The 13,562-nt window shown below is 42.9% G+C and carries 12 protein-coding genes and 1 riboswitch; of the genes, 3 read left to right on the plus strand and 9 right to left on the minus strand.

Annotation, left to right across the window (positions count from 1 at the left end; genetic code table 11):
* The first annotated feature begins 255 nt into the window (after positions 1–255).
* Together IEV69_RS11890 and acs are read left to right on the plus strand one after the other, a co-directional pair.
* A complete protein-coding gene (locus IEV69_RS11890; RefSeq protein WP_188442743.1) occupies positions 256–834 on the plus strand; it encodes a T9SS type A sorting domain-containing protein in 579 nt (192 codons plus the stop codon).
* Positions 835–982: 148 nt separating this feature from the next.
* Positions 983–2,890 carry an acetate--CoA ligase gene (gene acs / locus IEV69_RS11895; protein WP_188442745.1) on the plus strand — a complete coding sequence of 636 codons (1,908 nt, stop codon included), beginning with the start codon at positions 983–985 and terminating at the stop codon, positions 2,888–2,890.
* Between the two features lie 41 nt (positions 2,891–2,931).
* Here the strand turns inward: acs and IEV69_RS11900 are convergent, their stop codons facing one another.
* The 9 genes from IEV69_RS11900 to IEV69_RS11940 all read right to left on the minus strand — a co-directional run bounded on the left by IEV69_RS11900 (position 2,932) and on the right by IEV69_RS11940 (position 11,256).
* Positions 2,932–3,660: a flavodoxin family protein gene (locus IEV69_RS11900; RefSeq protein WP_188442747.1), complete on the minus strand. Its 729-nt coding sequence runs from the start codon at positions 3,658–3,660 to the stop codon at positions 2,932–2,934.
* Between the two features lie 99 nt (positions 3,661–3,759).
* Positions 3,760–5,100, minus strand: a complete 1,341-nt coding sequence (locus tag IEV69_RS11905; RefSeq protein ID WP_188442749.1) for a DNA recombination protein RmuC — start codon at positions 5,098–5,100, stop codon at positions 3,760–3,762.
* 726 nt (positions 5,101–5,826) lie between these two features.
* Positions 5,827–6,102, minus strand: a complete 276-nt coding sequence (locus IEV69_RS11910; protein WP_188442750.1) for a YceI family protein — start codon at positions 6,100–6,102, stop codon at positions 5,827–5,829.
* Positions 6,103–6,118: 16 nt separating this feature from the next.
* Entirely contained in the window at positions 6,119–7,048 is a 930-nt protein-coding gene (locus IEV69_RS11915) for a DUF5996 family protein (RefSeq protein ID WP_188442751.1), read from the minus strand.
* Between the two features lie 424 nt (positions 7,049–7,472).
* Positions 7,473–7,715, minus strand: coding sequence for a hypothetical protein (locus IEV69_RS11920; protein ID WP_188442752.1), 243 nt, complete (start codon positions 7,713–7,715; stop codon positions 7,473–7,475).
* A gap of 71 nt (positions 7,716–7,786) precedes the next feature.
* Positions 7,787–7,951 carry a hypothetical protein gene (locus IEV69_RS11925; RefSeq protein WP_188442753.1) on the minus strand — a complete coding sequence of 55 codons (165 nt, stop codon included), beginning with the start codon at positions 7,949–7,951 and terminating at the stop codon, positions 7,787–7,789.
* Between the two features lie 41 nt (positions 7,952–7,992).
* Positions 7,993–8,778, minus strand: a complete 786-nt coding sequence (locus IEV69_RS11930) for an ABC transporter ATP-binding protein (protein WP_188442754.1) — start codon at positions 8,776–8,778, stop codon at positions 7,993–7,995.
* A 188-nt stretch (positions 8,779–8,966) separates the two neighbouring features.
* On the minus strand, positions 8,967–9,998 hold the full coding sequence (locus IEV69_RS11935; RefSeq protein WP_188442756.1) for a FecCD family ABC transporter permease: 1,032 nt from the start codon (positions 9,996–9,998) through the stop codon (positions 8,967–8,969).
* A 115-nt stretch (positions 9,999–10,113) separates the two neighbouring features.
* Positions 10,114–11,256: an ABC transporter substrate-binding protein gene (locus tag IEV69_RS11940; protein ID WP_188442758.1), complete on the minus strand. Its 1,143-nt coding sequence runs from the start codon at positions 11,254–11,256 to the stop codon at positions 10,114–10,116.
* A gap of 76 nt (positions 11,257–11,332) precedes the next feature.
* Positions 11,333–11,533: riboswitch (cobalamin riboswitch) on the plus strand.
* A 71-nt stretch (positions 11,534–11,604) separates the two neighbouring features.
* Here IEV69_RS11940 and IEV69_RS11945 point away from each other — a divergent pair.
* The gene (locus IEV69_RS11945; RefSeq protein ID WP_188442760.1) at positions 11,605–13,530 is read left to right on the plus strand and encodes a TonB-dependent receptor plug domain-containing protein; all 1,926 of its coding nucleotides are present in this window, start codon (positions 11,605–11,607) and stop codon (positions 13,528–13,530) included.
* The last annotated feature ends 32 nt before the right edge of the window (positions 13,531–13,562 follow it).

Genomic DNA, 13,562 nt, shown 5'->3' on the forward strand with positions numbered 1-13,562 from the left:
TCTCTAGATTTTTTATCCAAATAAGTTTATGATAGCTACTTATTTTAAATCAATTTTTTTAAATATTGAGATATTAGACCATCAAAAACCTTTAGCATAATTTCAAGGAACGTAAAAATGTCTCAAACCCCAAGGGTTTTGGGACAAATTTGCCCATCAAAAAAGGTAGGTTCTTTAACTCTAATAGTCTGGAATACTATGTTTTATAAAAATATTTATTAAGTTTACATAATACCAACCTTTAAATTTATATTTATGAAAACAATTTTACTTATTATTTTCAGTGTAACTTCGTTCTTTATTTCTGCTCAAACAACGTTTGACTTAGATTGGGAACTGGGAGTAAATGGACCCGATGCCAGTTTTACAATTGAAACAGGAGATACCATGCGATGGACGTGGGCTGATGCTAATTCACATAGTGTTACAAGTCTTGCAGGAAGCACAGAAACTTTTGACAGTGGAATAATTGCCGGTCAGGGAACCCAATTTTCATATACCTTTTTACTGGAAGGAATTAATGATTATCAATGTGATGTTCATCCTGGTTTAATGTTTGGTACCATTACAGTAGAAGAATCCCTTTCCATTGAAGATAAATTCACTAAGAATTTATCTTTCTATCCAAATCCGGTACAGGACAAACTAACGATTACTTCCTTACATCCTTTTGATTCCTATGAAATTTATGATTTAAATGGAAAAAGAGTAATCATGGGCGATAGTGATGGAATTTATACTCATTTAAATGTGTCTTTTTTAAGTAAAGGAATCTACCTTGCGCTTGTAAAATCAGGTAATTTACAATCCACATTTAAGTTGATTAAAAAATAAGAAGAGGAGAATGAGATAAAGGCCTCAGTAAAAGCATCTTTTTACTAAAGTTCGGCTGTTGCCGGACTTTTTTTATGAAATACTTTCAGTTTTCAGTTCAGCGTTATTACTAATAATTAGTAACTTTAGGACGAAAAAATTATTTTCTATGAGTTACTACAGCATCAAAAACCTCGAGCATTACTTCAAAGCCTATAAAAAATCGGTCAAAGACCCCAAAGCATTCTGGGACAAAATAGCCGATGAAAACTTCACCTGGTACCGCAAATGGGACAAGGTGTTGGAGTATGATATGCAGGAAGCCGAGTTCAACTGGTTTGATGGTGCCAAACTCAACATTACCAAAAATTGCATCGACCGTCACCTGGCCAAACGCGGTGATAAAACGGCCATCCTTTTTGAACCCAACGACCCTAAAGAGGAAGCACAACATATTACTTACAAACAACTCTATGAACGCGTTGCCAAAATGGCCAATGTGTTGCAGGAGCAAGGCATCACAAAAGGGGACAGGGTGTGTATTTACTTACCCATGATTCCTGAGTTGGCTGTTTCGGTGCTTGCCTGTGCCCGCATAGGTGCGGTGCATTCAGTAGTGTTTGCCGGCTTTTCAGCGAAAGCATTGGAAACCCGTATCAACGATTCGGACTGTAAAATCGTGATTACAGCAGACGGCGGCTTTCGCGGAAGCAAAACCATCGACCTCAAAGGCATCGTGGATGATGCTTTGGAAAACTGCCCCGATGTAAAAAGCGTACTTGTAGTTAAACGCACAAATGCAGAAATTACTATGAAAGAAGGACGTGATCATTGGTTGCAACCTTTGCTGGACATGGCTTCAGGCAATCATGTGGCCGAAATCATGAAAGCCGAAGACCCATTGTTTATCCTCTACACTTCAGGCTCCACCGGAAAACCCAAAGGGATGCTGCACACTACGGCCGGTTATATGGTGTATACGGCCTACACCTTTAAAAATGTGTTTCGCTATGAAGAAAATGATGTCTATTGGTGTACTGCAGACATTGGTTGGATTACCGGGCATTCCTATATTGTTTACGGCCCGCTCTTAAACGGAGCGACCACCGTGATGTTTGAAGGCGTACCCTCTTATCCTGATTTTGGTCGTTTCTGGGAAATAGTGGAAAAGCATAAAATCACTCAATTTTACACGGCACCTACGGCAATTCGCGCTTTAGCCAAAGAAAACCTGGACTATGTAGAAAATCACGATTTGTCTTCTTTGAAAGTCATCGGCTCTGTGGGCGAGCCTATTAACGAAGAAGCCTGGCACTGGTATAACGACCACGTGGGTAAAAAAAGATGCCCCCTGGTAGATACCTGGTGGCAGACCGAAACCGGCGGAATTCTTATTTCGCCCCTACCGTTTGTGACACCTACAAAACCTACTTACGCCTCGCTACCATTGCCCGGGGTACAACCGGTGTTGATGGACGAGCTGCGCAATGAGATTGAAGACAATCAGGTGGTGGGTAGTTTGTGTATGAAATTTCCCTGGCCCGGGATGGCGCGCACTATCTGGGGCAATCATCAACGTTTTAAAGAAACGTATTTTACAGCCTATCCCGGCAAATATTTCACCGGTGACGGGGCATTGCGGGATGAGGTGGGCTATTACCGCATTACAGGGCGTATGGATGATGTGGTGATTGTATCGGGCCACAACCTGGGCACCGCACCCATAGAAGATGCTATCAACGAGCATCCCGCTGTTGCTGAAAGCGCCATTGTGGGCTTTCCGCACGATATTAAAGGAAATGCATTGTACGGTTTTGTCATCTTAAAAGAAACCGGCGCCGGAAGGGACCCAAACAACCTGCGCAAAGAAATCAATGAGTTAATCACAGACCAGATTGGACCCATCGCTAAACTGGAAAAAATCCAGTTTGTTCCCGGCTTGCCCAAAACCCGTTCCGGAAAGATAATGCGGCGCATCTTACGAAAAATTGCAGAAGGTGATTTCTCCAACTTTGGGGATATCTCTACCTTATTGAATCCGGAAATTGTGGAGGAAATAAAGGAAAATCGAATTTAAGTCTCAACCCTCGAAGGGTTCAAAACCCTTCGAGGGTTTTACTAACGGTATTCCGGATTTTCAAAATTCCATCGTGAACCATCATCCCATTCTTTTCTCGAATTCCCATAGGCAGGATAACCACCCCGGTCTTTCAGCATTTTAGCCAGGTGCAGTAAATTGTAAGTCATAAACGTGGTATTCCTGTTAGTGAAATCTGAATCATACCCGGCCGGCGGATCTATTTTCTCTCCATCCCACTCGGTGTCCCCGTAACTGGGACCGGGACCTACTTCTCCAATCCAACCTGCATCTGCTTGCGGAGGGATGCTGTAGCCCAAATGTTGCAGTGCATAAAGGATTCCCATAGCACAGTGTTTTACTCCGTCTTCATTTCCAGTAATCAAACAACCCCCCGCTTTGCCGTAATATACATACTGGCCTTGATCGTTTTGATAGCCACTCATGGCATACAAACGCTCAATGAGTTTGGTCGCCATGGAGGATCGCTCGCCCAGCCAGATAGGGGTCCCAATAACCAAAATGTCTGCGGCTTCCACTTTTTTATAAAGATCAGGCCAGTCGTCTTTGTCTTCACCTTCTTGGGTCATATCGGGTTGAACACCTACCGGGATATCATAATCTGCAAAACGAACAACCTCTACATCCACACCTTCAGCTTTCATAATATTGACAGAAACATCCAATAATGTGCGGGTATGGCTTTTGGTGGGGGACTTTTTTAAGGTGCAGTTGATATAAAGTGCTTTTAAGTCTGAGAAATCTTTCATAGTGTATGTGAGTTATATGAACAGGGTCGAAAAAAAATTAAATAGCTTACAGTTAAAGAGTCAACCCTTGAAGGGTTTCAAACCCAAACCCTTCAAGGGTTAATCCAATGACAACATTTCATCCTCATCCTCAGAAGCCCGTTTCAACAGCTTCTCATTTTGCTGCTTGCTGGCTTTGGCACCCAGTTTTTTAAGGTTTTCCACACGTTTGATGAGGTTGCCTTTTCCGGTGAGTTTGACCATGGCGTTTTCATATGACTTTTGTACGGTGCCTATCTGGTTCCCCACTTTGATGAGTTCATCGGTGAGGGTGACAAAAGAGTCATACAACCGTCCCGCCTGCGTGGCAATCTCGATGGCGTTTTCTTTTTGCTTTTCATTCTGCCACATACTGTCGATGGTTTTTAACACCGCAAGCAGGGTAGTGGGGGTCACGATAATAATGTTCTTTTCAAAGGCATCAGAATATAAAGCGGGATATTCCATAGAAGCAATTGCAAAAGCCGATTCGATGGGGATGAACAGCAATACAAAATCAGGGCTTTCCATTTCATAGAGCTGGTGGTAGTTCTTTTCGCCCAGTTCGCTCACCCGTTTTCTGATGGACAGCAGGTGGTTTTTTAAATGTTGGGGTTTTTCAGTGTCTTCCACCTCGTTGATATAGCGTTCATACGCCACCAGCGAAACCTTGGAATCCACTACCAGTTTTTTATCGCCCGGTAAATGGATGATGACATCGGGCATCACGCGCCGACCTTCTTCGGTGGTGAAGCTTTGTTGTACAAAATACTCACTGTCTTTTTTGAGTCCGCTGCGTTCCAGGACACGTTCCAGGACGAGTTCGCCCCAGTTGCCCTGCATTTTGGTGTCGCCTTTAAGGGCTTTAGTGAGGTTGGTGGTTTCCTTGCTCATCTGCTCGTTGAGCTCTTTTAACCCGATGATCTGTTGACGCAAATCTGCCGTGCGGTTGATGTCTTCTTTATTGGTTTCTTCCACCCGTTTTTCAAAATGTTGTATTTTTTCCTGTAGCGGTTTTAAAATGGCATCAATATTTTCTTTGTTTTGGGTGGTAAACTTGGTGGACTTTTCATCCAGTATTTTATTGGCGAGGTTTTCAAATTCCTTTTGAAAACGTTCCTGCAGCTTCTCCACTTCGGCTTTTTGCTCGTCATTGCGTTGTTTGAGGTTGTCAAAATCAGCATTGCGGCGGGTGAGTTCCAGAGCGAGTTGGTCTTTTTCAGACCGGATGGCTTCACGATCCTGCTCCAGTTCACTGATGCGCCCCAGTAGTTTGTCCTCATTCTCAGCTTGGGAACGCAGCCGCTCTTCCAGCGAAGACACGCCCGCTTTTTGTTTGAGGTTATTGATAAAAACCCCCAGGGCGATACCGATGGCGAGGAAGAGGATGCTGAGAAGGAGGATTGTGAGGGTACTGTCCATGTTTGAGATGTTTTTGTAAAGATATTTATTTTAGGGGGAGTTGGAAATATTTAAGGGGCGTTTTTCAGAGGAATAAGCATGGATAGTTCTTTTTGGTATCAGATGAGGATGTAAGCACTTTGGTAATGAGACAGGAGGCTTAAGCTATATTGTAATGGGATATCACAAGTTGTTTTGTATTCGAGAAAAAGCATAAAGAATGTCACCCGTTCCCTTGGTTCCAGTTTTGTTCGGGGTTTGTTCCTGAAAAGCACCTTTTTTAAAATAAAATCCCGAAGGAATCCCGAACAAAACTAAAATCGCACTAGGACAAGACTGGGAGAAAACTGGGAGAAAACCCCTCGTTTTTTGCTCAAAAGGGGTCAAAAAGGGTCATTTGGTGTCAAATGGGTTCATTTATGCCGGGGTGCATTTGAACCGGCCAAGAAAGGATGCAATAAGGAAAAGTACTTTGCTTCACAATCCTAAAAGTGCGGTTTCAGGGGGGTAAAAAAAACGTCTTAATGCAACGTTCAACTTGAGTTAATGCAATGTTCAACTTGAGTTAATGCGATGTTCATGTTGTGTTAGTGTAACGTTCAAGGGGGTCGAATGCGACGCGAATGCAATGGTTGCCCGACGCAAAGGCAACAAAAAGGCAACATGTATAGCATGGTCAAGGCATGATAAAGGCATGGGAATGCGATGTAAGGGATAAATTTTGGCCTTTAATAAAATGGCAATTACTTAAAATGTACTATCCACATCAACGGTAATATTTAATTCAACCTCCTTGTCCACCAAGGTCTTATCAGCCCAAGTGCCTTTATAGGCTATTTTCCAGTCCAGGCGGTTAAAGGTAAACCGGGTGGTGAACTGCCGTTCTTTATAATGGGCATAAAATTGAATGTTGCGGGTTACCTCCTGTATAGAAAGATTGGCAGCTATGGGAAGGCTATCACGGTTTAGTTTTTCAGTGCCGTTAATACCATTATTACAGTTACTTAATGCAACCCGGTTCAAATAAATAGATTTATTTTCACAGGGTATCCAATGCCGGGACTTTTAGTTTTTCAATATCCCACCGAGCTCGTTTGGCCCCTGCCTGATAGGTAGATTCCATAAAGTCAAGAAGTGCCGCTCTGGGATGCTCTTCTGCTAACAAATCACTGTATTTCAAAATCGCCATCGGACTCCCGTTGTTGTCAATCCACGTTGCTGAAGAAGGATGTAGGGGTTCCCGGTCTAACCCATCAGGAGAGGGATAGGTATACGAATAGAATGCGGGTTCGGGCATTTTTTCATCACCCGCCCAGAAACCAAAACTGATGCATTCATGGGAATAAGCATCTTTGTCTGACAGGCGTGCACCATCGCCCATGGGAGGTGCTTCCTTCCCGGAAAACCGGGTGACCGCTATATCCATCGAATGCCAATACAGGTGAACGGGACAGGTTTTGCCATAAAAACGACCGCTGAATTCCTTTAAAATACCATCTACCCAAAGGAGGGTTCGCCATAGGTCTTTGGTATATATTTTATCATAATGGTGGTATTCGGTGATTTTTTCGAACGCTTTTTCGATACCCAAATCAAAGGGAACATCCACAATAGAAACGGTAATATTAAATTTCTGAAGAATGGTTATCAATTTTTTGTAAAAATCTGCCACCGTAAGGCCCTCGTGTAATGGAAAACTGTCATGTTCCCCTTTACTGGTACTAACCTTCAATGTGTGCTTAATGACATTTAAAGTGATGCTAAAGGTGTCGAGACCGGAATTGCAGGGTATGGGTCCTGTGGTAAGCCCTTGGGTATCTACATATTCGGTAATATACCACCAGTGATTTTTTCTGGGGGACATTTTTAAACGAATTTTCCCCATAATCTGCAGGAACAAATGAAGGGTCATTTTCTTTTTTTCGTTTCCTTTATAGTGCAATGCAGGTAAGTTTAATTGAGTGTCCATAATTTAAGTTTAATGTTGTTGACTCCTCCTTGTTGGACGCTTTTTTCTTCTTCGATATCAAAATCGTTTTGTAGTCTAAGCCAAAACAATAGGCACGGTTTCGATATTCAGAGACTATTTTGTATTTCTATTTGTGCTGTTCTAAAATCTTTAAAAGTGCTTTGGGGTCTTGTCTGTTATCCCAAAAAGCAGTGATTGTGATGAATTTTTCAGAAATTTTGTAAAAGATGCTAAAATTACCTAACGAAGCTACTCTTGTATCATTAAAGTCAGCAGGTTTATATAAAAAGGGGTTTTTGGCAAATTTGTTTTGTTCTTTTTGAAACCAATGAGATGAGCTTTTTAGAATAGGTGTTCGATTTGTTTCTTTTCACCCAATATTCTAAAATGCCTACAAATTGTAAATCGGCCGTTTTGGTCCAAACTACAGTGCGTTTAACCATTCAAGATTTCTTTTATCCATCGCTTCCTGCGAGATCAACTTTCCATCTTTAATATCCTCTTCACTCATTTGCAACAGTTGTTTTTGTTCGTTTGACAATGTTACTGTTTGAGAATCGGTAGCACTGGAAGAAATAAGTTGATCAAGTGCCTGTAGGAAGGCTCGGTTTTTTATGGCAAGGATTTTATCAATTAATCCACTTCTTATGTTATCAACGGTATCCATTTTTGAATTGTTTAAAAAAATAAATTTCTGAAAATATAATGAGTTTTCCTAATGTCAACCAACTTTTACTTTCAAAGACACACGCGCTTTTTTAGTTGATTCATTACTTCTTCATGGGAAATGGTATTTCCATCTTCCATATCCAGAAGTCCTTTTTGGATTCCTTCCTGTTCTAAGGGACTTAAGTGGTTCCACCAATCTATATTTTCGATGTTATTTTTTAGTTGTTTGTCCATGATATAAAGTTAATCAAAAATGAATAGATAGTTCTACTGAATTACTTCACTATCCTAAAACTCCCCGTCTCACCATCAAAATCAATCAGGTTTTTGGGGAACAATGCAGAAAAGCAACCCGCTTCTATTAATTCACAGGGATCTCCAAAATAGGTTTTTTCCGGGGTCATGACGATCATCTGGTCGCACAATTGGATGGCGAGATCAATCTCGTGGGTGGAGAAGAGGATGGTTTTATTTTTACTGAGGGTTTTCAGTAGTTTTAAAATGGATGCCCGGTGGTAAATGTCGAGGTGGGTGGTGGGTTCGTCCAAAATGATAATGGGCGTGTCCTGGGCGAGTGCCCTTGCTATGAGGGCGCGTTGCAACTGCCCGTCACTGAGTTCATAACACTTGCGGTCTTTGTAAGGGAGCATTTCGGTGGCTTGCAGGGCCTGTATGATGTGTGTTTTGTCGCTTTCGGTGAGGGTGCCCAGCCAGTTGGTGTAAGGTTGGCGTCCCAAAGCGACGAGTTCGCCCACGGTCATGTTTTTAGAGGCCGGTACTTCGGTAAGGACGACGCTGAGGGTTTCTGCGAGGGATTCAAAGCTGTAAGTGTCCAACGGTTTTTCATTGATAATGACCTTTCCGTAAAGGGGTTCTTGCACTTTACACAACGTTCGCAACAAAGTAGATTTGCCAATACCGTTACTACCCACCAACCCGACCAGTGCTCCTTTGTTTAGCGAAAAGCTGAGGTCTTTTGCCACCACGTGGTTCCCGGTTTTATGGAAATAACCTATGGAGAGTTTTTCGGTTTGAAGGGTGTAATTTTCGGGATTAGACATATTAAATGGTTATGCTACAAAGTTACGTAAAGATGAATTCATTCTGCGCACATCTGCGAAATCTGCGGGAGATATTCCATTTATTATTTTTTGCCCCGCCTTGCGCTTCATAGCTTCAGGCGGCGAAGCAGCAGATTGCGCTGATTTTCGCAGATTTTTTTTTGAACACTGCTAATGACCACTGACCACTAAAACAGTAATTTCCGCTTCCTTACCAACAACCAAATCACCACCGGAGCACCCACCAATGAAGTAATCGCATTAATTGGCAAGGTATAATCCGTAAACGGTACTTGTGCAATGCTGTCGCAAATGAGCATTAATATGGCACCGCTTAACAACACAGCGGGGATTAGTATTTTGTGATTGGCGGTTGTAAAAAACTGTCTGGTGATATGCGGCACGGCCAAACCAATAAAAGCAATGGGCCCGGCAAACGCAGTGATGGCTCCGGCCAGGATACAGGTGGCAATCAAAATAAACAAACGACTTTTCCCTATGTTGAGACCTTGGCTTTTCGCGTAGTTTTCTCCTAAGAGTAATGCGTTTAATGGTTTTATGGTTACAACGGATAAAAGCAATCCCACAAAGAAACAAACAGCCAACACGACCATGCCTTCCCAGGAGTTGTTACCCAAGCTCCCAAACGACCAGAAAATATATTGTTGCAATTGTTCCGCCGGACTGAAATAGGCGAGCACCCCCACCACTGCAGCAGTCACACTGCCAAACATCAGCCCGATAATGAGAATCGCCATGGTGTCTTTTACTCTCACCGTAACTGCAAGAACGGCCAGCATCACCAGCAAACTTCCCAATCCGGCAGCGATGACCAGTGACCATTTGCTAAGTAACAAAAGTCCAAAAGCACCACCAATCCCCGAAGCGCCCATAATTAGTAAAGCTACCCCCAGACTGGCGCCGCTGCTTACGCCCAGAACAAACGGTCCCGCCAGCGGGTTGCGGAAAAGGGTTTGCATTAAAAGTCCGCTAATGGAAAGTCCGGCGCCCACCATAATCGCGGTAAGGGCTTTTGGTAAGCGATAGTCTTGTATGATAAAAGTCCAGGAGGCTTTTTCGGTATCTAAAAAAAAGAGTGCCTTAGCCACTTCCTTCAAAGGGATGGAAACAGACCCCAAACTAATATTGCCGAAAAACACTACAATAAGCAGTATGCTTAAAGCAAAAAAGTGTTTGTGGTATGTGGTGGTTTTTTCCAAACTAAATATAATTTATCTTAAACGTCTCCTCTCCCCGGCCACTCACTTCGACAGGCTCAGTGACCGGGTTAGGTCACTGACGCTCTATGGCTTTAGCGACGGAGCGGGGAGGACACTATTCCAAAGCCCTGAAAAAATACAATTCATAATCAGGTAACAACTCGGGGTGCAATATCTTTACTAAATCCTTTAAAACCAAATCAGGGCGGTTAGGGGCGAGTTCGTAATAAATAACACCACCGGTATCCCCTTTCAAGCTGGAAAAGCTGTATATGTTTTTGTTCTTATATGCATCCAGTTGGGTGTAAGCCTTGCTGGCATCCTCCAGTTCTTTGTAGGTCGTAAACTGTCCCGGGCCAATCCAGTAATTAGCATTTTGAGCTTTTTCTAGTACGGTTTCCACATTCAGTGCGATGCTTCCGGTGCCGTCACTGTCTGCCCAGAGGTATTGGCCGTTGGCATCAGCGATAAATTTGGCGCCCCAGCTGTTGCCTTCGGGTAAGTACCAGATGTCTTTCCAAAGTGCGCCGCTCAGGACGGTGGGAGTGTTTTCTGCGGTTTGGGCGAGTTCTTTCACGCTAGTGTATTCGGTTTCAATTTTGCTGAAAAGGGTATTGGCCTCTTCCATTTTATCAAAGAAGGCCCCGAAAAACTTAATCCACTCAGCTTTCCCTAACGGATTTTGTTCTGTCCAGTCGCCGTTGAAAACTATGGGAATACCGGCACGTTGCAAGGTCTCATAGGTTTTATTGTTTCCGGTAACGGCAAACCCAATCATCACATCGGGTTGGAGGTCGATGACGTTTTCGGTGTTGATGGACTCATTGTTGCCAATTTCGGTAATCCTGCCTTCTGCAATGCGTTTGCGGGTGTTTTCCGATGAAACGTAATCAAGGTTTGGGAAAGCGATAAGTTTATCGGTTTCTCCCAGCATATCCAGTGATGGAATGTGGGTAGTGGAAGTAACGATGAGGTTTTGAACAGGCACCTGCACAATAGCGTCAAAGGTTTCCGTTGACTCAAAGGTTTCTTTGTCTTTCACCAAAGCATAACGAAACGTCTTCCCCGCTTCCGGCCACGGATTGGTAACCTCGATGATTTTATAATCTCCCTTATCAGTGATGGAAAAGCCCTGTGCATAACTGATTTCAATACTTTTTTCAGAAGTAGTTGTGGTGGCTGGAGGGGTGTTTTTTTCGTTTTTGCAGGAAATAAATACTAAAAAAGCAAAAAGAAGAACTAGTGTCTGATATCTCATATCTATTGTCTCAAGTCTATAAAAAACAAAAGTAACATTATTTAAACTTTCCTTTCTCCCAACTTCAAAAATGTTTACTTTCGCATAGAATTTTGGTTTGCAAGTTCCATATAGGGATGCGCAATTAAAAGGGAATTCGGTGTAAAACCGAAGCTGTTCCCGCAACTGTAAGCTATCAAGCTTGTTGTTCACTTCAATGTCACTGTCCGCCACCGGCTGATGGGAAGACCAACAACAAGACGCGAGCCAGGAGACCTGCCACATTCAAAAACCAATGTCAAACTTTCGGGATAAAAGTTTGTGTGAAGAAACCTTCATACCTTATTTCCCGGTTAATTATTTTAACCAATGAACAAACTCATGATTACGGCACTGTTGTGTGCCACAACACTGGTATCTGCCCAGGAACTTCAAAAAGCAGAACAATTAGACTCCGTTTTTATCGACACCAAAGTGCAACTTCACCGTAAAAACAGCGGTAAAGTAGTCACTAAAATCACTTCGGAAACCCTGGAGCGCAGTACCGGCAAATCGGTTGCGCAGGTGATTAATGAGGTTTCAGGTATCGAAATCAATGGAAGCCGCAGTTTTGATGGTCAAAACTTAGGCTATTATGTGCGTGGCGGCAGAAACCGTCAGGTAGTCATTATGCTGGACGGAGTGCAGGTGACAGACGGCTCCCAAATCGCCAACGACTATGACCTGCGCCTGGTGCCGGCACAAAACATCGAGCAGATTGAAATCGTGAAAGGTGCCTCCAGTGTGCTTTACGGAAGCGGTGCTGCCACAGCAGTCATCAACATTACCACCAAAAAGTCAAGTGATCAACCCATTGCAGCATCTTTTACTTCGACTGTGGGAACCAATCAGGCACAGGAGGTTGACACCTATCGCGCTGAGGAATTCACCAACTCAGTGAATATAAACGGTACGTTGGGTAAATTCTTCTATCTGGCGACATTTAACAACCGTTATGTCGACGGACTTTCAGCCATTGCTGCACCGGAGGATGAAGAACCCTTTGAAAGTGATGTGTTTAACAGTTTTGATGCCTACGCAAACTTAGGTGTGCATCTGACGGAAAATATTAAAATGAGTCAGTTTTTCAGTTATGGAAAATACAAAGCCGGCTATGACAACTTTGATTTTACAGATGCCAACCACCTTTCAGAATCTCGCCAACTGCGTACCGGTGGTAATTTTGAGTGGAAATACAAAAACGGAAAGTATGTGTTCAATGATTCCTATGCGTGGATTGAGCGGGAACTTTCTGATAATTTTCCGGTGAAATATGACTCCCGTTTTTATGCGTTGGACAATTATCTGCAGCATCGGTTCGGGGAACAGTTTACGGCAATTGTTGGGTTCAATTACTCCACTTCCAATATGAATGCGTTCAGTATCCCTTTCGGCGAAAGCGAATTTGCACAGGTAATTGCTAAAGACGATGCGCGCTTTAATATTTTTGACCCTTATGTGAACGTTGTGTATGTTTCCGATTTTGGTCTGAATGTGAATGCCGGGACACGGTTGAACACGCATTCAGTATATGACAATAAGCTGGTGTACAACATCAATCCTTCTTATAATTTCGCTTTAAGCGAAAACAATTTAAAAGTGCTGGCTTCATACAGCACGGCCTATATCACGCCTTCGTTGTTTCAGATTTATGATCCTTCCTATGGTAATGAGGAATTAAAACCCGAAGAGAACGCCACCATTGAAGCCGGACTGGAGTTTACTACAAATACCAACTTCAGGGCCAGTGCTGTGTATTTTACCCGAAATGAAAAAAACTATGTTGATTTTGTGACGGTGGATCCTGACTTGTTTATTTCGCAGTACCAGAACATCGCTGATGAATTTACTGCAAGTGGAGTAGAGGTAGAACTTTCAAAACGATTAAACAGCCGCTGGATGGCGACTGCCAACTACACCTTTACAGAAGTTGATGAACGTTTTGCACTGCGCATCCCTGAACACAAAATCAATGCTTCGGTGCAATTTCAGCCAAGTGTAAAAACCAATTTCTCGCTGAGTTATCAATACAATACCGAGCGTGAAGACCGGTTTTTCAGTCCGGAGACTTTTCAGCAAGAGTCTGTTACTTTGGATGCCTATGGATTGCTTGATTTTTATGTGAGTCATCAGGTGATGGAAAACCTGAAATTATTTGCCGGAGTAAACAATATCTTTGATGAAAACTATGAAGAGTTGTATCGTTATTCATCCCGTGGCCGCAATGTGCGACTGGGCTTTAGTTTAGAATTTTAATTAGCCTTTATAGTAATGGATTGAGGAAGCTG

It is taken from the genome of Planktosalinus lacus (assembly GCF_014640155.1).
GTDB lineage: Bacteria > Bacteroidota > Bacteroidia > Flavobacteriales > Flavobacteriaceae > Planktosalinus > Planktosalinus lacus.